A 20995-nucleotide genomic window follows, 5' to 3' on the forward strand; every position below is an offset into this window, starting at 1 on the left:
CGGCCCCGGCGACGACCGGGCGCCCCGGGTCACGGGGTCGTGCGGGACACCAGATAGACGAACGGGTTGTTGGGGTCCGCGAGGCTCACCATCACGTCCTGGCTGGGGTGCGGGTCCTTCTGGTCGTGGACCAGGCCGTACCAGGGGCCGGGTGTGTCGAAGTTCCAGCCGCTGACCTGCTGGTCGCGTTCGCTGATGGTGATGCGGTTGCGTTCCAGTGCGACCCGGGTGGTGCCCATCCCGCGCAGGAACTCGTCGAGGTTGGCGTTGGGGGTCTGGAACTGGACGTAGAGGCGGCTGGTGCGCCAGTTGTTGGTCTCGTAGTAGGCGACCTTGCCCGCCGGGCGCGGTATGGGGACCTGGTAGAGGCGGAGCTGCACCTTGGACGGCCAGGCGAAGGTCAGCCCGGTCGCCGCGTACTTCTCCTCCTTCTTCTTGCCGCTGTCGCGGCTCTGGTTGGCGGAGATCACCAGATAGCCGGCCGGGATGCCGATGAGCAGCACGATGGTCATCAGGGTCAGCGCGCGGCGGCGGATCCGGCGGCCGGGGCTCTCGGGCGGGCCCGGCGGTTCGCTCGGGGACATCGCCTCCCGCGGCAGGGACATGGTCACATCGGCTCCCGCGGGGTCGAGGTCGAGGTCGAGGGGGAAGCGGAAGGGGGGGTCGAGGGGGACGTGGCGGTGCGCAGGGCCTCGGCGTAGCGCTCGTAGCGTTCGTAGCGCTCCACCCGGCGGCGCTTGGCGCGCCGGAAGCGGCGGGCGACCAGCCGCGCCAGGTCCGCCGCGCCGACCATCCCGGCCTCGGGGCCCAACTGGGCCCGGACTATCCGGGCCTCGGGGCGGTAGCCGCGGCCGGTGAGATGGCGCTTGAAGGCGTCCCGCGCGGGCGCGATCAGCAGTTCGTCGGCCGCCGAGACCCCGCCGCCGATCACGAAGCACGACGGGTCGAGGGCGGCGGCGAGATTGGCGATGCCGACGCCGAGCCACTGGCCGATGTCCTGGAGCAGCTCGATGCACATGGCGTCGCCCTCGCGGGCCAGCTCGGTGATCATCGGGCCGGTGATGTCGGAGATCTGCCCCTTGACGTGCTCGATGATCCCGTACGCCACCGGCGAGTCCGCGGCGGCCAGCTCGCGGGCCTCTCTGACCAGGGCGTTCCCTGAGCTGTACTGCTCCCAGCAGCCGCGGTTGCCGCAGGGGCAGCGGTGCCCTCCGGGGACGACCTGCATATGCCCGAACTCGCCCGCGACCCCGTACTTGCCGCGCTTGACCTGGCCGTCCTCCAGGATCGCGCCGCCGATGCCGGTGCCGAGGGTGATCATGACGAGGTGGTCCTCGCCGCGTCCGGCGCCGAAGCGCCACTCGGCCCAGGCGGCGGTGTTGGCGTCGTTGTCGACCAGGACGGGGACGGAGAGGCGGCCGGCGAGGCGGTCCCGGAGGGGTTCGTTGCGCCAGGAGAGGTGCGGGGCGAAGAGCACGCGGTTGCGGTCGGCGTCGACCCAGCCGGCGGCGCCGATGCCGACGGCGTGCACGTCGTGGCGGTCGGAGAGGTCCAGGACCAGTTCGACGATGGTGTCCTCGACGACTCTGGGGCTCTTGGACTTGTCCGGGGTCTCCGCGCGGAGCTTCTCCAGGATCTGGCCGTCGGCGTCGACCACCCCGGCCATGACCTTGGTGCCGCCGATGTCGATGCCGACGGTGGGGACGCGGGGGGCGGTGAGGTGCGAGCGGCGCTCCCGGGTGCCGACCGTGCGGAGCGCCGGCGCGCGCCGGGAGCCGATGGGGGCGCCTCCGGCCCGGGTGGCGTTGGCCAGGGCCTTCGGGAAGGCGAGGTCGCGGTAGGTGCTCATCGGGGCCGATTCTGCCCCACGAGGGGGTTTGGCTGCGAACGGGGCGGGATCTGGGGGTGCGGGGTGTTGGGGGTGAGCGCGCGGTTCCTCGCGCCCCTTGGGGGGTGGGTGAGGGGGGTGGGGTGGGGTGTGCGGCGGCGTTGTGGCTGGTCGCGCAGTTCCCCGCGCCCCTGGGGGGTGGGTGGGGTGCGGTGGTGGGGAGGGTGCGGGTGCTTCGTGGCTTGTCGCGCAGTTCCCCGCGCCCCTGGGAGGGGGTGGGTGGGGGCCGTGGTGGGGAGGGTGCGGGTGCGTTGTGGTTTGTCGCGCAGTTCCCCGCGCCCCTGGGAGGGAGTGGGGTGCGGTGGTGGGGAGAGTGCGGCGGCGTCGTGGCTTGTCGCGCAGTTCCCCGCGCCCCTGAAGGGGGCGGCCCGATGGGGGGTCAGGGGCGGTGGAGTTCGTGGCGTAGGGCTTCCAGGTCTGTGCCTCCTGCCATTTGGGTGGTCAGGGTGGTGAGGGTGATGGTGTGGCGGGGGTGGGTGCCTGCGGGGGTGCCTCGGCGGAGGAGGACGAAGTGGTCGCCGACCAGGTGGGCGTGGTGGGGGTTGTGGGTGATCAGGACGACGCCCAGGCCCTGGTCCCGGGCCGCGGTGACGTACTTGAGGACGACGCCGGACTGTTTCACGCCGAGCGCGGCCGTCGGTTCGTCCAGGACGAGGACCTTCGCGCCGAAGTGGACCGCGCGGGCGATGGCCACGCACTGGCGCTGGCCGCCGGAGAGGGTGCCGATGGGGCGGTCGACGTCGGGCAGGTCGATGCCCATGCGGAGCAGGGCCTCGCGGGTGGTGGCGCGCATCCGGGCGGCGTCCAGGCGGCGGAAGGGGCCACGGCCGCGATGCTGCTCGGAGCCCAGGAAGAAGTTGCGCCAGACCGGCATGAGGGAGACCACGGCCAGGTCCTGGTGGACGGTGGCGATGCCGTGGTCCAGGGCCTGGCGGGGGGAGGTCAGGCGGACGGGGGTGCCGTCCAGGTGGTAGGTGCCCTCGTCGTGGGGGTGGAGGCCCGCGATGATCTTGATGAGGGTGGATTTGCCGGCCCCGTTGTCGCCCAGGACGCAGGTGATCTCGCCCGCGCGGACGGTGAGGGAGACGCCCTCCAGGGCGCGGGCGGCGCCGTAGCGCTTGCCGATGCCGGTGAGTTCGATCAGGGGCGCGGTCATGCGGCGGCCTCCGCGCGCTTGCGGACCCAGGCGTTCAGCAGGGTCGCGAGGAGCAGCATCGCGCCGAGGAAGAACTTGAACCAGTCGGGGTTCCACTCGGCGAAGACGATCCCCTTGCTGGTCATGCCGAAGATCAGCGCGCCGATCGCGGAGCCGACCGCGCTGCCGTAGCCGCCGGTGATCAGACAGCCGCCGATGACGGCCGCGATGATGTAGATCAGCTCGTTGCCGACGCCCTCGCCGGACTGGACGACGTCGTACGAGAACAGCAGGTGCTGGCCGGAGATCCAGGCGCCGAGGGCGACGCCCATGTAGAGGCCGATCTTGGTGGCGGTGACCGGGACGCCCACCGCGCGGGCGGCGTCCTTGTTGCCGCCGACCGCGAAGATCCAGTTCCCGGCGCGGGTGCGCAGCAGGATCCAGGAGGCGAGGGCGACCAGGGCGAACCACCACAGGATGGTGACCTTGAAGTCGACGCCGCCGAGGGTGAGGGTCGAGGCGAACAGGTCATGGGCGGTGGGGAAGCCCTCCATGTCGGCGATGGACTGGGTGGAGACCGTGCCGCTGATCAGTTTGGTGAAGCCCAGGTTCATCCCGGTCAGCATCAGGAAGGTGCCCAGGGTGATGATGAAGCTGGGCAGGCCGGTGCGGGTCAGCATGATGCCGTTGAAGGCGCCGATGGCCAGGGTGACCAGCAGGGACACGGCGACGCCCACCCAGACGTTCGCGGTGAGCTGGTAGCTGACCATCGAGGAGACGAGGGCGGACGAGGTCACCATCACCCCGGCCGAGAGGTCGAACTCGCCGCCGATCATCAGCAGCGCGACGGGCACCGCCATGATGCCGATGGTGGACGCGGCGTACAGGACCGTGCTGAGGCTCGCGGGGCGCAGGAAGCTGTCGGCGGCGAAGGCGAAGAAGACGAAGACGGCGGCGGCACCGACCACCGAGCCCAGTTCGGGGCGGGCGAGCAGACGGCGGAGGGGGGAGGTGCGCAGGAGTCTTCCGGTGGGGGCGGTGTCGGGGGCGGTGCTCATCGGGTCCCCCGCCGGGTGTACTCCGCCAGCTCGGCCGCCTGGTCCCGGGTGATGATCTGCGGGCCGGTCAGCACCGGCTTGCCGCCGCCGAGGACATCGGCGTTGTAGCGGTACAGCCACAGCAGGTCGACCGCCTCGTAGCCCTGGAGGTAGGGCTGCTGGTCGACGGCGAAGCCCAGGGTGCCGTCCGCCAGTCCGGCGACGACCTTGGCGTTGAGGTCGAAGGTGTCGATCTCGGCGTCGCTGCCCGCGGCCCGCTTGGCCTTGACGGCGGTGTCGGCGAAGGGGGCGCCGAGGGTGACCACGGCGTCGATGTCCGGGTCGGCCTGGAGCTTGGCCTCCAGGGAGGACTGGACGTCCGGCATGTTGGTGCCGGTGACGTACAGGTTCTGCACCCGGCCGTCGAAGGTCTCGGCGAGGCCGGCGCAGCGCTGCTCGTGGCCGACGTTGCCCTGTTCGTGCAGGACGCAGACGGCGTTGGTGCGGTCGCGCCGGTTCAGTTCCTCGCCGACGGCCTGTCCGGCGACGGTCTCGTCCTGGCCGATGTGGGTGAGGGCGCCGAACGCCCTGGACTCGGCCGACCCCGAGTTGACGGTGACCACCGGGATCCCGGCGGCCACCGCCCGCGCGACGGCCGCCTTCATGGCGTCCGGCTTGGCCAGGGTGACGATCAGTCCGTCGACCTTCTTGTCCACGGCGGCGTCCACGAGCTGCGCCTGCTGCTGGGCCTCGTCGTCGTGCGAGTAGAGGAAGTTGATGTTGTCCTTGGCGGTGGCCTCCTCGGCGCCGCTCTGGACGATGTCCCAGAAGGTGTCGCCGTCGCCCGAGTGGGTGACCATCGCGAAGGTCCAGCGCGGGGTGGTCACGGCCGACTTCCCCCGTTCGGCCGCGGCCTTGCGGGCGTCCTCGGCGCGCTTGCCGCCGGTGCTGCTGCATCCCGCGAGGGACACGCAGAGCGTTCCCGCCAGCGCGATGCCTACCCAGGTCCGAAACCGTGCCACGAGGCCGAGCCCCTTCTTGCCGTGTCTGTGCTGTGTCTGTGCCGTGTCCGCGTCGCGCGCCCGCCGCGTCCGGCGAGCGGACGGAGACCGGGGTCCCACCGGACCCGAACGCCCGATTATCGAACACAGGGATCGTGCCCCCGGCGACCGGGGAGCGCGACTCGGTCACATTGACCGGACAACAGCACAAACAGCGGAGCGGCTCAGGGCCGGACGAGGAGCTGGAACTCGAAGGAGTAGCGGGCCGGACGGTAGGTGTGGCTGCCGTACTCGACCGCGCGGCCGGTGTCGTCGAAGGTGGTGCGCTGCATGGTGAGCAGCGGGGCGCCCACCGGTTCGCCCAGGCGGTCGGCCTCGTCGGCGGTGGCGGCGCGGGCGCCGATGGACTGGCGGGCGCTGTGCAGGGTGATCCCGGCGGCCCGCATCAGCCGGTACAGGCCGGTCGCCTCCAACTGGGCGGTGTCCAGCTCCAGCAGACCGGGCGGCAGGAAGTTGCAGAGGTACGCCATCGGCTCGCCGTGCGCGAGGCGCAGCCGCTCGACGCGGTGCACGTCGCTGTCCTCGGGGACACCGAGGGCGGCGGCGATCTCGGCGGAGGCCGGGACGACGGTGTTGACCAGCACCTTGGTGGCGGGGCGCTGGCCCGCCGCCTCCAGGTCGTCGTAGAGGCTGCTCAGCTCCAGGGGGCGTTTGACCTGGCTGTGCACCACCTGGGTGCCGACGCCCCGGCGGCGGACCAGCAGCCCCTTGTCGACCAGGGACTGGATGGCCTGGCGGACCGTGGGCCGGGACAGACCGAGCCGGCCGGCCAGCTCGATCTCATTGCCCAGCAGGCTGCCCGGGGTGAGCGTGCCCTGCTCGATGGCGGCCTCCAACTGCTGGGAGAGCTGGAAGTACAACGGCACCGGGGAACTGCGGTCGACGCTCAGGTCGAGGCGCCCGGTCGGGTCCACATCTGGTTTCGGCACGGGGCGAGCGTAGCCCCGTGACGGGTTGACGGGAAGTTGTGTAGTTCGATTGTCCGGACATACGGATTGACAGCGGGGCCGGGTGGCCTCACCTTGATTCCATGCGCATCGGGGTCATCGGTACGGGCCGCATCGGAACGATCCATGCGAACACGCTCAGCCGCCACCGGGAGGTCGGCTCACTGATCCTCACGGACGCGGACCCGGCCCGCGCGCAGGAGCTGGCGCACCGGCTCGGGGAGACGGCCGCGCCGGGCGTGGACGAGATCTTCCGCTGGGGCGTGGACGCGGTGGTGATCACCACGGCGACCTCCGCGCACGCGGAACTGATCGGCCGGGCGGCGCGCTCCGGGCTGCCGGTGTTCTGCGAGAAGCCGATCGCGCTGGACGTGCCGGGCACGCTGGCCGCGATCACCGAGGTGGAGACCGCCGGGACGGTCCTCCAGATGGGGTTCCAGCGCCGCTTCGACCCCGGCTACGCGGGCGCCAGGGAGGCGGTACGGTCCGGGCGGCTCGGCCGGCTGCACACCGTACGGGCGCTGACCTCGGACCCGGTGCCGCCGCCGGTGGAGCATCTCGCGGCCTCGGGCGGGCTGTACCGGGACACGCTGATCCACGACTTCGACGCGCTGCGGTGGGTGACGGGCCGGGAGGTGGTGGACGTGTACGCGGCCGGGTCGGACCACGCGGGCTCGCCCTTCCGCGAGCTGGGCGACCTGGACACCGCGGCGGTGGTGCTGACCCTGGAGGACGGCGTCCTCGCCACGGCCACCGCGACCCGGCTGAACGGCGCCGGGTACGACGTCCGGATGGAGCTGGCCGGGGAGCGCGACCAGATCACCGTCGGCCTGGACGACCGGACCCCGATCGCCTCCACCGAGCCGACCGGTCCCCCGCCCGCCAGCAAGCCGTGGACCGGTTTCCTGGAACGCTTCGGACCGGCCTACGAGGCCGAACTCGCCGCGTTCGTGGAGGTGGTGCGCGGGGAGCGGGCCAACCCGTGCGACGGGCGGGAGGCGATGCAGGCGCTGCGGATCGCCGAGGCGTGCGACCGGTCCCGGCGGGAGCACCGCCCGGTGCGGATCGGCGAGATCCTGGGCGGCCACGAGCCCGTCTGACCGCCCGTCACTCCTCCAGGAGTCCGGCGTCGTGGGCGAGCAGGGCGATCTGGACGCGGTTGTTGAGGCCGAGCTTGGCGAGGACCCGGGAGACATGGGTCTTGACGGTGGCGACGCTCATGTACAGCTCCCCCGCGATCTCCGCGTTGGACAGCCCCCGGCCGACGGCGACGGCGACCTCGCGCTCCCGGTCGTTGAGGGCGGCGATCCTGCCCCGCGCGCGGGTGCGGCGGTCGTCACCGCCCGGGGTGCCCGCCGCGCGTTCCATCAACTGCCGGGTGACGGCCGGGGAGAGGACGGGATCACCGGCGGCGACCCGGCGGACCGCGTCCAGGATCTCGGCGGGCGGGGTGTCCTTGAGCACGAATCCGGCGGCCCCGGCGCGCAGCGCCCGCAGCACCTGCTCGTCGGCGTGGAAGGTGGTGAGAACCACGACCTGGGGGGCGTCCCGGCGACCGCGCAGTTGGGCGGTGGCGGTGAGCCCGTCCACGGCCGGCATCCGGATGTCCATCAGCACGACGTCCGGCCGCACCCGCTCCACCAGCGCGTCGACCTCCGCCCCGTCGGCCGCCTCACCCACGATCTCGATGTCCTCGGCCCCGCCCAGCATGAGGGCCAGCCCCGCCCGGACGAGGGGGTCGTCGTCCACGAGGACCAGTCGGATGGCAGTCATGCCCCCTACGTAATCACCCCTCACCCCCCGCCCCCACCCCCTCGCCGCGTCCCGCCGCCGGGGGCCAGGGGAGCCAGGCGCGGATCTCGAAGCCCGCGTCGGGGGTCGGGCCGTGGGTGAGGTGGCCGCCGGCCAGGGTGGCGCGTTCGGTGAGGCCGATCAGGCCCTGGCCGGAACCGGGGACCGGGGGGACCTCACCGTCGGGGGCGGGGTTGCGGACCCGGACGTCGAGGCCCTCGCCGGGGGTGCCGCCGACGGTCACCGCGACCTCCGCGCCGGGGGCGTGCTTGCGGGCGTTGGTCAGGCCCTCCTGGACAATGCGGTAGGCGGTGCGGCCGACGGACGCGGGGACCGTGCCGGGGTCGGTGACCCGCTGGTCGAGCCGGACCTTCGCACCGGCCGCGCGGGACTCGGCGACCAGGGCGTCCAGGGCGCCCAGCGTCGGCTGGGGGCGGCCGGACTCGTCGGCGTCCGCGGCGCGCAGGACGCCGATGATCTCCCGGAGGTCCTGGAGCGCCTCGTGGGCGCTCTCGCGAATGACCCCGGCCGCGCGGGCGATCTCCGGGCGGGGCGCGTCGGGGCGGAACTCCAGGGCGCCCGCGTGCACGCTGAGCAGGGTGAGCCGGTGGGCCAGTACGTCGTGCATCTCCCGGGCGATGGCCTCGCGGGCCAGGCGCTGGGCGCGGTCGGCGCGCAGTTGGGCCTCGCTCTCGGCGTGCCGGGCGCGGTCGCGCAGGCTGAGCATCAGCTCGCGCTTGGAGCGGGCGAGGCGGCCCCAGCCGATCACCCCGAGCAGCAGCAGCACCGAGAAGCCGATGACCACCAGGTAGGGCATCTCGGGGTCGGGGCGCAGCCAGTAGAAGACGGGGGCCTGGAGCAGGCTGACCCCGCCGATCCAGGCCACGTACCGGAAGGGGCGGTGGACGGCGACGGTGAACAGCGCGACCAGGTACGCGCCGCCCGAGGTGCTGGAGACGAAGCAGACCGCCAGCAGCGCGACGGCCAGGCCGACCGGCCAGCGGCGGCGCAGCCAGACCGCGGCGCAGGCCAGGGCGCCGAGAAGCTGGTCCAGGGCGGCCAGCGCGGGCGACAGGCCGTAGCTGCTCATGCTGTCGGCGTCGAGCAGGCCGATGGTCGCGGCCAGCAGGAACAGGGAGAAGTCCACGATCCAGTCGCGCGCGGTCCGGCGCGGGCGCCCCGACCGGACCGACCGGGGGGCGTCCGGGTCCAGCTCGTGCACGACGGCGGACGGCAGCAGCCATCGGCGGCGCGCGAACGAATACCCGGACGGCGGCTGTGCCGCGTGCTGGACCTGACCTCTCACGGTCGACAAATCTACGCAGTCCCGTGCCCCGGCACCGTGTCGCGCGGGTGATCTCCGACCAAAGTCGCGGTGACCGATACTTTCGGCGCGGCGCGCGCGGCGGGGGCGGGACTTCCGGCGCCCCGGTCCGCGCCCGGCGGCCGATGCCCGCCCGGTGCCGGGCGCGGGAGGGTCGGGGGCATGAAGCGGTTGCTGGAGATTCTCGGGTTCTTCGTCCTGGCGCAGGGTGTGCTGGGGCTGGTGCGGCGGTTCACCGGCTGGGGCGGGGGGCTGGTGCACCGCTTCCTCGCCGACTACGAGGTCTTCGCCAGCGTCGTGCTGATCGTGCTGGCGTTCGCCCTCTTCGCGGCGGCGGAGAGCCGGCGGGGACGCTGACCGGGCGGAACATGGCGACCTGGACGGCCTGGTCAATTGGGTCGATCGGGTCGACCGGTCGTCACGCCTCGTCCGGCAGGGTGAACTCTCCGTAGAGGGGGCGGCCGACGCGCTCGTACGTCTGGATGGAGACGCCCTTGGAGGTGATCCGCCCGCCGCCGTGCCGGAACGCGGTCGGCAGTCCGCCCTCGCCGAAGAGCCGCCGCCCGGCGCCGAGCACCACCGGGAAGGTCAGCAGATGGAGGGTGTCCACCAGGTCCTCGGCGAGCAGCGAGCGCGCCAGCACCGCGCTGCCGTGCACCTGGACCTCGCCGTCGGTGCGGTCCTTCACCTCCTGGACCTCCTTGGCGAGGGCCGGGCCGAGGACGGTGGTGTGCGCCCACGCGGGATCGGTGAGGGTGGTGGAGGCGACGTACTTCGGCAGCGCGTTCAGGGGCGCGGCGACCGGGTTGCGGGGGTCGGTCACCCGGGGCCAGTAGTCGGCGAAGATGTCGTAGGTGCGGCGGCCCAGGAGGAAGGCGCCCACCCGGCCGAAGGCGTCGGCGACGAAGACACTGAAGTCCTCGTCGGCGTAGGGGACGGTCCAGCCGCCCTGGGTGAAGTGGTCGCGGGTGTCCTCGTGCGGCGATCCGGGGCCCTGGTGGACGCCGTCGAGGCTGACGAACGCGGTGAGGACGAGCTTGGACATGGGGGCCGCCTCTCGGGGTGCGGTCGGTGCGCCTGGTGCACTGTCTCGGCGCGCTTGTCTCGGTGCGTTGTGCGAGCGCGCCTGTCTCGGTGCGCGCTGTCAGGGCAGACCCCCGCGACCGCCCGAACTCATCGCCGGTCCCGGGCACCCTCCATTCAACGCCCGCGCCGACCGCATCGCGCGCCGGGATCCGGGGGGCGTGCTAGCCGCCGAGTTCCCGGTGGCGGGTGCGCAGGGCGGCGAGGCCGCGGGCGGTCGGGGTGCCGTGCAGGTGGAGGCGGGAGATGCCGCCGTCGGGGTAGATGTCGATACGGGCGTGGGTGGCCGCCGGGGACGGGGCCGGGAGCGGGAAGCGGTGGGCGGTGTCGGGCTGGAGGCGGGTGCGCGGCAGGATCTCCCGCCACTCCCCCGCGTCGCCGCCCCCGCCGTCCGCCTCGTTGCGGACGGAGACCGAGGCCCAGCCCGCGCTGTTGCCCTTGAGGTAGGCCGTGTCGATGCCGATCGCGCGGATCTCGGACTCGGCGGTGAGCCGGTAGCCGATCCAGTCGTTGCCCCGGTCGCGGCGGCGGCGGGTCTCCCAGCCGTCGTCCATCTTGCGGGAGCGGCCGGGCTGGATGGTGTGGGCGGCGGGTGAGTAGAAGAGGTCGGAGGCGTCCTCGACGCGCCCCCCGTTCTCCAGGGCCACCACGTCGAAGACGGAGAGTGCCGCGAGCCACTCCGGGTCCGGGGCGACCTCGCCGTGGACCCGGAGCCGGGCTATCCCGCCGTCGGGGTACTGGCTGACCCGAAGGTGGGTGAAGCGCCGCTCCGCCGACACCGCGAAGCCGTTCGCCGCGTGGCCGCCGACCGGGGTGCGCGGCACCAGGGTGGTCCACTCAACGCCGTCGGCGAGGAGGTCCTCCGGGGCGGGCGAGCCGTCGGCGGCGGTGCCCTCGACGGACACGGACTGGGGGTAGTTGCCGCGGAAGTGGGCGGTGTCGACGACGATCCCGTGGACGACGCCGGGGGCGCCGAGCCGGATCAGCGCCCAGTCGTGGTCCCCGTCGGCGGGCCAGGGGTGCCCGGCGGAGGCACCGCGGCGGCGCCGGGTCTCCCAGCCGTCCATGACCTTGCCCTTGTGCCCGAAGTGCTCGGGGTCGAAGACGGCCCGGCCGGGCAGCAGCAGATTCTCCCGCTGGGCGAAGAACTCGTCGTTGGCGGCGACGACCGAGGCACCGAGCCGGCGGTCGGCGAGATCGGCGTGGCGGGTGAAGGGGAAGTCGGCGGTGCGGTGGTCCGCGTACGGGTCACCGCCTCCGTAGGGCTGCGCGTCGCCGGTGAAACTCGGAATCGCCGTCACGGTGATCTCTTCTTCCTTTCGGGGACGGGGACGGGGGTGGGGGGGTGCCGGTCGGGGGCGCTCACGCGGGGCGGGTGAGGAGGTGTCCCCGGGGCGGGGTGAACTCGCCGTCCGCGTAGATCCGTTCGCCGCGCAGCCAGGTGGACCGCACGACGCCGGTCAGGGTGCGGCCCGCGTAGGCGGTGACCCGGTTGCGGTGCTGGAGGGCCGCCGGGTCGACGGTGAACGTCTCGTCGGGGGCGAGGACCGCGAAGTCGGCGTCGCGGCCGGGGGCGATGGCGCCCTTGCGGTGGTCCAGTCCGGCCAGGGCGGCGGTGCGGGCGGACATCCAGCGGGCCACGTCCGTGAGGTCGTGGCCCCGGGCGCGGGCGGCCGTCCAGACCGCGGGCAGGGAGAGCTGGAGGCCGGAGATACCGCCCCAGGCGGTGGCGAAGTCGGCGGTCTTGAGGTCGGCGGTGGACGGGGAGTGGTCGGTGACCACGCAGTCGATGGTGCCGTCGGCGAGCGCCGCCCACAGCAGGTCCTGGTTGGCGGCCTCCCGGATGGGCGGGCAGCACTTGAACTCGCTGGCCCCGTCCGGCACTTCCTCCGCCGTGAGGGTCAGATAGTGCGGGCAGGTCTCGACGGTCACCCGGACGCCCTCGGCGCGGGCCGCCGCGATCAGCGGGAGGGCGTCGGAGGAGGACAGGTGCAGGATGTGCACCCGGGCGTCCAGCCGCTTCGCGGCGGCGAGCAGCGCGGCTATGGCGGTGTCCTCGGCGGCGCGGGGGCGGCTGGCGAGGAAGTCGGCGTACCGGGGGCCGCCGTGCTGCGGGGCCCCGGCCAGCCGGTGCGGGTCCTCGGCGTGCACGATGAGCAGCCCGCCGAACCCGGCGATCTCGGTCAGCGCCCGGTCCAGCCCGGCGCGGTCGAGGTGCGGGAACTCGTCCACGCCCGACGGGGACAGGAACGCCTTGAAGCCGAACACCCCGGCGTCGTGCAGCGGGTGCAGGTCCGCGGTGTTGCCGGGCAGGGCGCCGCCCCAGAAGCCGACGTCTACATGGGCCTTGTCGGCGGCGACCGCCTGCTTGACGCGGAGGTTCCCGGCGGTGGTGGTGGGCGGGAGGGAGTTGAGCGGCATGTCGATCAGGGTGGTGACGCCACCGGCCGCCGCCGCGCGGGTCGCGGTCCAGAAGCCCTCCCACTCGGTGCGGCCGGGGTCGTTCACATGCACATGGGTGTCCACCAGCCCCGGCAGCAGCACCTGCGCGCCGAGGTCCACCAGGCGCCCGCCTGCCTCGGCGTCATGGGGCAGGACGGCGGTGATGGTGCCGTCGGTGACGGTGACGGACGCCGGGCGGGTCCCCTCGGGGGTGACGACCCGGGTCGAGCGCAGCACCAGATCGGCCACCCGCGCGGCCACCCGCGCGCTGTCGTCGTCTGCACTGTCGTCGTCGGACACACGCCCCCCTCTCCATTCAACGTTTTGTTGAAGTCGATTCTGCCGCTGGAGTCTTCACTCCCGTCCGGGCCCCGTCAAGAGGCACCCTTCTCCCACAGTGCACCCGACCCGCGCATCTGGACGTTTCCGCAAGGCGGAATTACGCTTCCGATCAATAGAACCCAGAGAGAGCCCGGGGGAACCCGGCTCCGCACCGGCGGGCAGCCGACCGGCCGCCGGGTAGGCTTCTGCCCTTCCTGCCCGCCCCGAAAGGAACGCGCCGTGCCGACGTCGAGCGCCAGCACCACCGACTCCGCCCCCTCCCGGCCCAGCGGTGGCGTCCAGTCCCTTGAGCGCGCCTTCGACCTGCTGGAGCGGATGGCGGACGCGGGCGGCGAGGTCGGCCTCAGCGAACTCTCCGCGAGCAGCGGCCTGCCGCTGCCCACCATCCACCGTCTGATGCGCACCCTGGTCGCCTGCGGGTACGTACGCCAGCAGCCCAACCGGCGCTATGCGCTCGGGCCCCGGCTGATCCGCCTGGGTGAGTCGGCGTCCCGGCTGCTGGGCACCTGGGCCCGCCCCTACCTCGCCCGGCTGGTCGAGGAGACCGGCGAGACCGCGAACATGGCCCTGCTCGACGGCGATGAGATCGTGTACGTGGCGCAGGTGCCGTCCAAGCACTCCATGCGGATGTTCACCGAGGTGGGGCGGCGGGTGCTGCCGCACTCCACCGGGGTCGGCAAGGCGCTGCTCGCCGGGTTCCCGCCGGAGGAGGTGCGGGCGCTGCTGGCCCGGACCGGGATGCCGGCCGCGACGGAGAAGACGATCACCACGGCGGACGGGTTCCTCGCGGCGCTGGAGGACGTACGGCGGGTGGGGTACGCGGTGGACGACAACGAGCAGGAGATCGGGGTGCGGTGCCTCGCGGTGCCGGTGCCGGATTCGCCCACGGCGGCGGCGATCTCCATCTCCGGGCCCGCGGGGCGGGTGACGGAGGAGGCGACCGAGCGGATTGTGCCGGTGCTTCAGGGGGTTGCCCTGGAGTTGTCGGAGGCACTGGCCAGTTCGGGCGCCTGACGGGGGGTGGGGTTCGGCGGGGGGCGGCGGGTGCGGGTTCGTGGTCGCTTCCCGCGCAGTTCCTCCCCCAGAGGGGGTACCCCCAGCGCCCCTGAAACCCCTTAAGTCCTCGGCGTTGCGCCGAACAGTTCCACCGCTCTCCTCACCTCTCCCAAGCCCCTCGACAGGGCGCTGACCGAGCCGATGGCCGCTGCGATGAGGAGGAGGGAGCGGCGCAGGCGCGCGGGCTCCGGTGGGCCGTGGGTGACCATGGCGGCCAGGGCCGCGAGTTCGTCCTCGGCGATGGTGCGGTCCGGGAAGTCGGCGGGATGCGCGGCGAGTTCGCGGCGCAGCCGGGACACCGCGGTCCGTAGCTCCCTCGCCCTCGGATCGTCACCACTGTCCGTCACGGGCTTCTGCCCCAAGCTGTTGAACACAGTTCTCCCCCTGCGCACGCGCCCGTGCGCTGTCCCTGCGTGTTCCCGCCCTGTCGCCCGCCGGAGGTGGTCGGCACCTGCGGACGCGGGTCAGTAAACGCCACCCCGAGCGGCGCGCGCCACCACGCGGGCCGAAATTCAGTCCGCCGTGCGCGCCCCCGGCGCTCCGGGGAACGCGCGGTTGACTCCGCCGCGTGCGCCCCCGGGCGCACGGGTGGGGTAAGCAAGAGCCATGACGGAACGGGAAGAGGGCGCAGGCCCGGTCGCCGGGGTGCTGCTCGCGGCGGGCGGGGGGCGGCGGCTCGGCGGGCGGCCCAAGGCGCTGCTGACGCACCGGGGACGGCCGCTGGTGGAGCACGCCGCGCAGGTGCTGCGGACGGCCGGATGTGAGCGGGTGCATGTGGTGCTGGGGGCCGGTGGGGCGCAGGTGCGGGAGCGGGCGACGCTGGACGGGTGCGTGCTCGTGGACAATCCGGACTGGGCGCGGGGCATGGGGTCCTCGCTGCGTGCGGGGCTGGCCTCGCTGGCGGGGACGGGGGCCGGGGCGGCGCTGGTGCTGCTGGTGGACCAGCCCGGGATCGGCGCGGAGGCGGTCCGCCGGGTGCTGGGGGCGTACACGGGCGGGCGCTCCCTCGTCTCGGCCGCCTACGACGGCGTACGTGGGCATCCGGTGCTGTTCGGGGCGGCGCACTGGGCGGGGATCGCCCGGAGCGCGAGCGGGGACCAGGGGGCACGGGCGTATCTGAGGGCGCACGAGGCGCAGATCGCGCTCGTCGAGTGCGGGGACGTGGCGCGTGCCTACGACATCGACACCGAGGACGATCTCGGCCACCTTGAGTGAGGGGGATGGCACCCTGCGCCACTTTGGCTCGAATCCATGATTCTCGATATCGACAGACCGTTGAACTTCCACCATGAGGAAACTACTATCCACTGTTCAGAAGGGTCGCCCGTCCCTCCCGGGCGGGTGCCGCCCCTTTTGTCTGCCTGGGCACGCGGTGCCACGCATGCCTGTGGCGGTGATGCGCAGGGTTCACCGAAGTAACTCGCTGAAGTAACTCGCTGAAGTAGCTCGCCGAAGTAGCTCGTCGAAGTAGCTCGCTGAAGGAAGTGACAGCTCATGTCCGCACCAGCGCCGTCTCCGCTGGCCATCGTCGACGCCGAGCCCCTGCCCCGGCAGGAGGAGGTCCTCACCGACGCGGCGCTCGCCTTCGTGGCCGAGCTGCACCGCCGGTTCACGCCCCGGCGTGACGGACTCCTCGCCCGCCGGGCCGAGCGCCGCGCCGAGATCGCCCGCACCTCGACCCTCGACTTCCTGCCCGGGACCGCCGCGATCCGCGCCGACGACACCTGGCGCGTCGCCCCCTCCCCCGCCGCGCTGAACGACCGCCGGGTGGAGATCACCGGCCCCACCGACCGCAAGATGACCATCAACGCCCTGAACTCCGGCGCCCGGATCTGGCTCGCCGACTTCGAGGACGCCTCCGCGCCCACCTGGGAGAACGTGATCCTGGGCCAGGTCAACATGCGCGACGCCTACACCCGGAAGATCGACTTCACCGACGCCGCCTCCGGCAAGTCGTACGCCCTGAAGGCGGACGAGGACCTCGCCACCGTCGTGATGCGTCCGCGCGGCTGGCATCTGAACGAGCGCCACCTCGTCGACGCCGACGGCACCCCCGTGCCCGGCGCGCTGGTGGACTTCGGGCTGTACTTCTTCCACAACGCGCAGCGCCTCATCGACCTCGGCAAGGGCCCGTACTTCTACCTCCCGAAGACCGAGTCGCACCTGGAGGCCCGGCTCTGGAACGAGGTGTTCGTCTTCGCGCAGGACTACGTCGGCATCCCGCAGGGCACGGTCCGCGCCACCGTCCTCATCGAGACCATCACCGCCGCCTACGAGATGGAGGAGATCCTCTACGAGCTGCGCGACCACGCCTCCGGGCTGAACGCCGGCCGCTGGGACTACCTCTTCTCCATCGTCAAGAACTTCCGCGACGGCGGCGCCAGGTTCGTCCTGCCGGACCGCAACGCGGTGACGATGACCGCCCCGTTCATGCGGGCGTACACCGAACTCCTGGTCCGCACCTGCCACAAGCGCGGGGCGCACGCGATCGGCGGAATGGCGGCGTTCATCCCGTCCCGCCGGGACCCCGAGGTCAACAAGGTGGCCTTCGAGAAGGTCCGCGCCGACAAGGACCGGGAGGCCGGTGACGGCTTCGACGGCTCCTGGGTCGCCCACCCCGACCTGGTGCCGATCGCCATGGAGTCCTTCGACAAGGTGCTCGGCGACCGGCCGAACCAGAAGGACCGGCTGCGCGAGGACGTCCAGGTCACGGCGGCCGAGCTGATCGCCGTCGACTCCCTGGAGGCCAGGCCGACCTACGCGGGCCTGGTCAACGCGGTGCAGGTGGGCATCCGGTACATCGAGGCATGGCTGCGCGGACTCGGCGCCGTCGCCATCTTCAACCTGATGGAGGACGCGGCCACCGCCGAGATCTCCCGCTCCCAGATCTGGCAGTGGATCAACGCGGGGGTCGTCCTGGACAACGGGGAGCCGGTCACCGCCGAACTGGCCCGCAAGGTCGCCGCCGAGGATCTGGCGGACCTCCGGGCGGAGCTGGGCGAGGAGGCGTTCACCGCCGGACACTGGCAGCAGGCGCACGATCTGCTGCTCGCGGTCTCCCTGGACGCCGACTACGCCGACTTCCTGACCCTCCCGGCATACGAGCAGCTCAAGGGTTAGCCCGGTCCGGTCCGGTCGGAGTGGCCCAGGGTGCGTCCCGGGGCCACCCGGTCGCGGACCAGCCGCTTGACCGCCGTGGGCTCCGGGAAACCCTGCTCACGGCGGTCCCAGACCACCTCGCCGTCCACCCGGACCAGGAACACCCCGCCGGTGCCGGGCTTGAGGGCCAGTTCGGTCAGCTCGGCCTCGAAGGTGGTGAGGAGTTCCTGCGCCAGCCAGGCCGCGCGCGGCAGCCAGCGGCACTGGGTGCAGTACTCGATCTGAACCCGGCTCATCCCGAATGCACCGACCCATCCTGTTCGACCTGCGGTCTGCCGTGCAGGTCGGGGACCTGCCGAAGCCAGGCCGGGCGGCCCTGCCGGGTCCTCGCGGCCCGCTGCTCCTCCTCGGCGGCGATCTCCTCGGGCGTCGGAAAGCCGGTGGGCAGCCAGGCGGCGGAGGACCGCACCCGGGCCAGCAGAAACGCCACGTACGCCGCGCGGGCCGCGTCCGGGGTCGCGAACCCCGGCTCGTCCGCCAGCCAGGCGTCCGGCACCTCGGCGGCGACCGCGCTCAGCAACTCCTCCGTCACCTTCGGCGCCAGCTCCGCGTCGGCGGCCGTGACATCGGGGCCGTAGTGCCCGAGGGCGTGATGACGGAAGTCGTAGCGCTTGGCCGGGTCGGTGGCGTCCCAGCGGTGGTGGAAGACCAGCGCCGCCCCGTGGTCGATCAGCCACAGCCGGGGCGGGACGGTGCCCAGGGTGGGCCAGATCATCAGGTTGGAGCTGTGGATCGTCCGGTCCACATTGACGGTGAGGGCGTCCAGCCAGACGATCCGGCCCGCCTCGGCCGGGTCGACCCGGAACGTCCGCGCGGCCTCGGGGGTGAAGTCCCGGGCGCCCGGCAGATAGTCCATGCCGAGATTGAGCCCCGCGCTGGCCCGGTGCAGCGCCCGCACCTCCGCGTGCGGTTCGCCGTCGGCGATCTCCGGGTCGAAGTGCGCCAGCACCAGTTCCGGGAAGCGCAGCCCGAGCGCCCGCGCCAGCTCCCCGACGATCACCTCGGCGACCAGCGCCTTGCGGCCCTGGGCGGAGCCGGTGAATTTCAGGACATAGGTACCGAGATCATCGGCCTCCACCACACCGGGGACGGAGCCGCCGGAGTGCAGGGGCTCCAGGTAGCGGGTGGCGGTGACCTCTCTGAGCATCCGTCCAGGCTACGCGATCAGTAGTTGCCGAGCCCCCCGCACACGTTCAGCGCCTGCCCCGTGATCGAGGCGGCGGTGTCGGTCACCAGGTAGCCGACCAGGCCCGCCACCTCCTCCGGGGTGGAGTAGCGGCCCAGGGGGATCTTGGCGGTGAAGCGGTCGTGGACGTCCTGCTCGGTGATGCCCCAGTGCCGGGCGTAGCCCTCGCGGACCCGGACGGCCATCGGGGTCTCGACATAGCCGGGGCAGACGGCGTTCACGGTGATGCCGGTCTTGGCGAGTTCGAAGCCGACGGACTTGCTGAAGCCGACGACGCCGTGCTTGGAGGCGGTGTAGGGGGCCGCGTACATCACGCCCTGCTTGCCGCCCGTGGAGGCGATGTTGATGATGCGGCCCCAGCCCGCCGCCCGCATCCCGCCGTGGCGCAGCACCTCGCGGGTGACCCGGAAGACCCCGGTGAGGTTGGTCGCGAGGACCTCCTCCCACAGGTCGTCGCCGAGGTCGGCGGTCTCGCCGCCGCCGTTGCGGCCGGCGCTGTTGACCAGGATGTCGATGGCGCCGAAGCGGTCGACGGCGGCGGACACGGCGGCCGAGACCTCGGCGGCGGAGGTGACGTCGCAGGAGGTGCCGTCCGCCTCGTGGCCCTCGGCCCGCAGGTCCTCCACGACGGCGGCGATGTTCTTGGCGTCCCGGGCGCAGCCGTAGACGGCGATGCCCTGGGCGGCGAGGGCACGGGCGACCGCGAGACCGATGCCGCTGCTGGCGCCGGTGATGAACGCGGTCCTGCGGGGGGTGGTGGGTGATGCGGACGAGGAGGGCATGGGGGCTCCGGGGGTGGTCGTGGCGTACGGAGGGGGCGTGGCGTACGGGGGGGGGTGGCGTACGGGGGGGTGGCGTACGGGGGGTGGCGTACGGGGGGGCAGGCGGCGCAGGGGGGCGTGGCGTACGGGGGTGGTCAGGCGGCGCAGGGGGGCAGGCCGCCGTGGAAGGCGACCATCTCGCGGAAGGCGGTGGCCACATCGATCCGGGCGCCCGGCGCGAGCCCCTCGGCCTCGGCGTAGGCCCGGTGCAGATTGGCGACCAGCCGCTCCGGGTCCTTCAGGCCCGCGAACGGCCCGAGGTCGGCGGCGCGGGCGGTGGCCATGGGGGTGGCGCCGGTGCGCAGGCCGTGCCGGGCGAGGTCGCGCAGCCGCTCCAGATAGGCGGCGGTGGCGTCCAGCACGTCCGGTCCGGCGACGGGCCCGTGCCCGGACACCACCACCTCGGGGTCCAGGGCCCGCAGCACCTCCAGGGCGGCGAGCGAGCCCTCGACCGACCCCATCAGCACGAAGGGCGTGACCCCGGACCAGACCACGTCCCCGGCGAAGAGGACCTTGCGCTCGGGGACCCAGGCGACCACGTCACCGGGGGTGTGCGCGGGACCGGCGTGCAGCAGACGGACCGTCAGGCCCCCGGCGCGCAGGGTCATCTCGTCCGGGAAGGTGACGTCCGGGAGGACGAGGGGGATGTCCCCCCAGTCGACCCCGGGCCACAACTGGCACAGCCCGTGGCCCGCCTCCGCGATGTCCGAGCGGGTCTGGTCATGGGCGACGACGGTGGCCGCCGGGGTGAACTCGACGTTGCCGAAGACATGGTCGCCGTGGAAGTGGGTGTTGACGACGGTGTCCGGGCCGCCCGGCACCACCCGCTCCACGGCCTCGCGCAGCCGCCGGGCACGGGCGCGGGTCGCCGCGGTGTCCACCAGCACGGCCCGGCCCCGGTCCGCGATCAGCCCGGCGTTGTTCATGCACCAGCCGCCGGGCAACTGCTCGTAGGCGTGGACGCCGTCGGCGATCTCCAGGAGGGTGCCCGGGGCGGCCACCTCGCGGGTGCCGGGGACGGTCATCGGGCGACCTCGGCGAACCGCGCGAGGGTCTCGCCGGGGCTCGGTCCGTCCAGCGCCTTGACGATGCGCTCCGCGTCGGCGCCGAGCCGGTCGAGGCGGATGTGGGCCAGCTCCACCCGGGTGCCGCCGCCGGGCTCGGGGGTGAAGAGGACCTCGATCTCGCTGGCCCCCTCGTCGTCGGGGAGCGGCCGGAAGGAACCGTCCACCCGCCAGGTCAGCAGCAGCCGGTGCGGCGGCTCCCAGGTGAGCACCCGCCCCCAGTCGACCTCCTGGCCCTCGGCGTCCCACTCGTAGTAACGCCCCCCGGCGCGCGGCTCCATGGCGAGGCCGGTGCGCGGGGTGGTGAGCAGGACGTGCGACGGCGGCCACCAGTCGGCGAGCCGCTCGGTGAACGCCCGGAAGGCGTCGGCGGGCGGCACCGGGACGACGACCGACTTGCGTACGTCGGGAATGGCCTGCGAGGTCATCGAGGGGTCCTTTCGCGCGGGCCCGGGGTCCGGGCCCGCCGGGTCAGGTGGTGTCGGGTGCTGCGCGGCGCCCGCGCAGACAGACACGGTGCTCGGAGCGGCTCGACCTCCCGTCGAGGGCGACTCGACGCAGGGCTCGAAGGGGGGCTCGAAGGGGGGTCCCGCGGCGGTCGCCGCGTGCCCGGCTCCGACGCGCCTGAAGCGCGAGTCGAGAGGGCGGACGCACCCTGC

General features: G+C 73.1%; 22 protein-coding genes. 5 read left to right on the forward strand and 17 right to left on the reverse strand.

What is annotated here, in order from left to right; translation table 11 throughout:
* Positions 1-29: 29 nt before the first annotated feature.
* From AB0O01_RS32600 to AB0O01_RS32625, 6 genes are all read right to left on the reverse strand, one after another.
* A complete protein-coding gene (locus tag AB0O01_RS32600; RefSeq protein WP_365319114.1) occupies positions 30-611 on the reverse strand; it encodes a sugar kinase in 582 nt (193 codons plus the stop codon).
* Positions 608-1849 (reverse strand): ROK family glucokinase, encoded by a 1242-nt coding sequence (locus AB0O01_RS32605; RefSeq protein ID WP_365319116.1) that lies wholly within the window; start codon positions 1847-1849, stop codon positions 608-610. Before AB0O01_RS32605 ends, AB0O01_RS32600 begins: the two co-directional genes overlap by 4 nt.
* A gap of 418 nt (positions 1850-2267) precedes the next feature.
* On the reverse strand, positions 2268-3044 hold the full coding sequence (locus AB0O01_RS32610) for an ATP-binding cassette domain-containing protein (RefSeq protein WP_365319117.1): 777 nt from the start codon (positions 3042-3044) through the stop codon (positions 2268-2270).
* Positions 3041-4081 carry an ABC transporter permease gene (locus AB0O01_RS32615; protein WP_365319119.1) on the reverse strand — a complete coding sequence of 347 codons (1041 nt, stop codon included), beginning with the start codon at positions 4079-4081 and terminating at the stop codon, positions 3041-3043. Before AB0O01_RS32615 ends, AB0O01_RS32610 begins: the two co-directional genes overlap by 4 nt.
* Positions 4078-5082 (reverse strand): sugar ABC transporter substrate-binding protein, encoded by a 1005-nt coding sequence (locus tag AB0O01_RS32620; protein WP_365319121.1) that lies wholly within the window; start codon positions 5080-5082, stop codon positions 4078-4080. Before AB0O01_RS32620 ends, AB0O01_RS32615 begins: the two co-directional genes overlap by 4 nt.
* A 203-nt stretch (positions 5083-5285) precedes the next feature.
* Entirely contained in the window at positions 5286-6035 is a 750-nt protein-coding gene (locus AB0O01_RS32625) for a GntR family transcriptional regulator (RefSeq protein ID WP_365319202.1), read from the reverse strand.
* 116 nt (positions 6036-6151) lie between these two features.
* On the opposite strand from AB0O01_RS32625, the gene AB0O01_RS32630 reads away from it, so the two are divergent.
* Positions 6152-7168 (forward strand): Gfo/Idh/MocA family oxidoreductase, encoded by a 1017-nt coding sequence (locus AB0O01_RS32630; RefSeq protein ID WP_365319123.1) that lies wholly within the window; start codon positions 6152-6154, stop codon positions 7166-7168.
* Between the two features lie 7 nt (positions 7169-7175).
* Here AB0O01_RS32630 and AB0O01_RS32635 read toward each other — a convergent pair whose 3' ends face one another.
* Positions 7176-7841: a response regulator transcription factor gene (locus AB0O01_RS32635; RefSeq protein ID WP_365319124.1), complete on the reverse strand. Its 666-nt coding sequence runs from the start codon at positions 7839-7841 to the stop codon at positions 7176-7178.
* Between the two features lie 13 nt (positions 7842-7854).
* The gene (locus AB0O01_RS32640) at positions 7855-9165 is read right to left on the reverse strand and encodes a histidine kinase (protein WP_365319125.1); all 1311 of its coding nucleotides are present in this window, start codon (positions 9163-9165) and stop codon (positions 7855-7857) included.
* A 180-nt stretch (positions 9166-9345) separates the two neighbouring features.
* Here AB0O01_RS32640 and AB0O01_RS32645 point away from each other — a divergent pair, with 180 nt between their 5' ends.
* Positions 9346-9540, forward strand: a complete 195-nt coding sequence (locus AB0O01_RS32645; RefSeq protein ID WP_365319127.1) for a hypothetical protein — start codon at positions 9346-9348, stop codon at positions 9538-9540.
* A gap of 61 nt (positions 9541-9601) precedes the next feature.
* On the opposite strand, the gene AB0O01_RS32650 is transcribed toward AB0O01_RS32645, so the two are convergent.
* The 3 genes from AB0O01_RS32650 to allB all read right to left on the reverse strand — a co-directional run bounded on the left by AB0O01_RS32650 (position 9602) and on the right by allB (position 13008).
* Positions 9602-10228, reverse strand: coding sequence for a dihydrofolate reductase family protein (locus tag AB0O01_RS32650; protein ID WP_365319128.1), 627 nt, complete (start codon positions 10226-10228; stop codon positions 9602-9604).
* Between the two features lie 202 nt (positions 10229-10430).
* Positions 10431-11567, reverse strand: a complete 1137-nt coding sequence (gene alc / locus AB0O01_RS32655; protein ID WP_365319130.1) for an allantoicase — start codon at positions 11565-11567, stop codon at positions 10431-10433.
* Positions 11568-11628: 61 nt separating this feature from the next.
* On the reverse strand, positions 11629-13008 hold the full coding sequence (gene allB, locus AB0O01_RS32660; protein WP_365319132.1) for an allantoinase AllB: 1380 nt from the start codon (positions 13006-13008) through the stop codon (positions 11629-11631).
* Positions 13009-13269: 261 nt separating this feature from the next.
* Here allB and AB0O01_RS32665 point away from each other — a divergent pair, with 261 nt between their 5' ends.
* Complete coding sequence (locus AB0O01_RS32665) at positions 13270-14064, forward strand: IclR family transcriptional regulator (RefSeq protein ID WP_365319134.1); 795 nt, start codon at positions 13270-13272, stop codon at positions 14062-14064.
* A 101-nt stretch (positions 14065-14165) separates the two neighbouring features.
* Here the strand turns inward: AB0O01_RS32665 and AB0O01_RS32670 are convergent, their stop codons facing one another.
* Positions 14166-14480, reverse strand: a complete 315-nt coding sequence (locus AB0O01_RS32670; protein ID WP_365319136.1) for a DUF5955 family protein — start codon at positions 14478-14480, stop codon at positions 14166-14168.
* A 232-nt stretch (positions 14481-14712) separates the two neighbouring features.
* Between AB0O01_RS32670 and AB0O01_RS32675 the strand changes: the two genes are divergently transcribed.
* Positions 14713-15321, forward strand: coding sequence for a nucleotidyltransferase family protein (locus AB0O01_RS32675; RefSeq protein WP_365319138.1), 609 nt, complete (start codon positions 14713-14715; stop codon positions 15319-15321).
* Positions 15322-15600: 279 nt separating this feature from the next.
* A complete protein-coding gene (gene aceB / locus AB0O01_RS32680) occupies positions 15601-17226 on the forward strand; it encodes a malate synthase A (RefSeq protein ID WP_365319140.1) in 1626 nt (541 codons plus the stop codon).
* Here aceB and AB0O01_RS32685 read toward each other — a convergent pair.
* From AB0O01_RS32685 to AB0O01_RS32705, 5 genes are all read right to left on the reverse strand, one after another.
* Positions 17223-17501 carry a SelT/SelW/SelH family protein gene (locus tag AB0O01_RS32685; protein WP_365319142.1) on the reverse strand — a complete coding sequence of 93 codons (279 nt, stop codon included), beginning with the start codon at positions 17499-17501 and terminating at the stop codon, positions 17223-17225. The genes aceB and AB0O01_RS32685 overlap by 4 nt on opposite strands.
* The gene (locus tag AB0O01_RS32690) at positions 17498-18412 is read right to left on the reverse strand and encodes a HipA family kinase (RefSeq protein ID WP_365319143.1); all 915 of its coding nucleotides are present in this window, start codon (positions 18410-18412) and stop codon (positions 17498-17500) included. Before AB0O01_RS32690 ends, AB0O01_RS32685 begins: the two co-directional genes overlap by 4 nt.
* Positions 18413-18429: 17 nt before the next feature.
* Positions 18430-19233, reverse strand: coding sequence for an SDR family NAD(P)-dependent oxidoreductase (locus AB0O01_RS32695; protein WP_365319144.1), 804 nt, complete (start codon positions 19231-19233; stop codon positions 18430-18432).
* A gap of 134 nt (positions 19234-19367) precedes the next feature.
* Positions 19368-20297: an MBL fold metallo-hydrolase gene (locus AB0O01_RS32700; RefSeq protein WP_365319146.1), complete on the reverse strand. Its 930-nt coding sequence runs from the start codon at positions 20295-20297 to the stop codon at positions 19368-19370.
* Complete coding sequence (locus AB0O01_RS32705; protein WP_365319147.1) at positions 20294-20764, reverse strand: SRPBCC family protein; 471 nt, start codon at positions 20762-20764, stop codon at positions 20294-20296. The genes AB0O01_RS32700 and AB0O01_RS32705 overlap by 4 nt, the downstream gene beginning before the upstream one ends.
* Positions 20765-20995: the final 231 nt, after the last annotated feature.

This window comes from Streptomyces sp. NPDC093252 (assembly GCF_040683675.1).
Lineage (GTDB): Bacteria > Actinomycetota > Actinomycetes > Streptomycetales > Streptomycetaceae > Streptomyces.

Coding starts and splice junctions, on each gene's coding strand:
- AB0O01_RS32690 (WP_365319143.1), bottom strand. CDS start 18,412: ATGCTCAGAGAGGTCACCGCCACCCGCTACCTGGAGCCCCTGCACTCC.
- AB0O01_RS32650 (WP_365319128.1), bottom strand. CDS start 10,228: ATGTCCAAGCTCGTCCTCACCGCGTTCGTCAGCCTCGACGGCGTCCAC.
- AB0O01_RS32700 (WP_365319146.1), bottom strand. CDS start 20,297: ATGACCGTCCCCGGCACCCGCGAGGTGGCCGCCCCGGGCACCCTCCTG.
- AB0O01_RS32635 (WP_365319124.1), bottom strand. CDS start 7,841: ATGACTGCCATCCGACTGGTCCTCGTGGACGACGACCCCCTCGTCCGG.
- AB0O01_RS32705 (WP_365319147.1), bottom strand. CDS start 20,764: ATGACCTCGCAGGCCATTCCCGACGTACGCAAGTCGGTCGTCGTCCCG.
- AB0O01_RS32605 (WP_365319116.1), bottom strand. CDS start 1,849: ATGAGCACCTACCGCGACCTCGCCTTCCCGAAGGCCCTGGCCAACGCC.
- AB0O01_RS32675 (WP_365319138.1), top strand. CDS start 14,713: ATGACGGAACGGGAAGAGGGCGCAGGCCCGGTCGCCGGGGTGCTGCTC.
- AB0O01_RS32615 (WP_365319119.1), bottom strand. CDS start 4,081: ATGAGCACCGCCCCCGACACCGCCCCCACCGGAAGACTCCTGCGCACC.
- AB0O01_RS32610 (WP_365319117.1), bottom strand. CDS start 3,044: ATGACCGCGCCCCTGATCGAACTCACCGGCATCGGCAAGCGCTACGGC.
- AB0O01_RS32645 (WP_365319127.1), top strand. CDS start 9,346: ATGAAGCGGTTGCTGGAGATTCTCGGGTTCTTCGTCCTGGCGCAGGGT.
- aceB (WP_365319140.1), top strand. CDS start 15,601: ATGTCCGCACCAGCGCCGTCTCCGCTGGCCATCGTCGACGCCGAGCCC.
- AB0O01_RS32695 (WP_365319144.1), bottom strand. CDS start 19,233: ATGCCCTCCTCGTCCGCATCACCCACCACCCCCCGCAGGACCGCGTTC.
- AB0O01_RS32630 (WP_365319123.1), top strand. CDS start 6,152: ATGCGCATCGGGGTCATCGGTACGGGCCGCATCGGAACGATCCATGCG.
- AB0O01_RS32685 (WP_365319142.1), bottom strand. CDS start 17,501: ATGAGCCGGGTTCAGATCGAGTACTGCACCCAGTGCCGCTGGCTGCCG.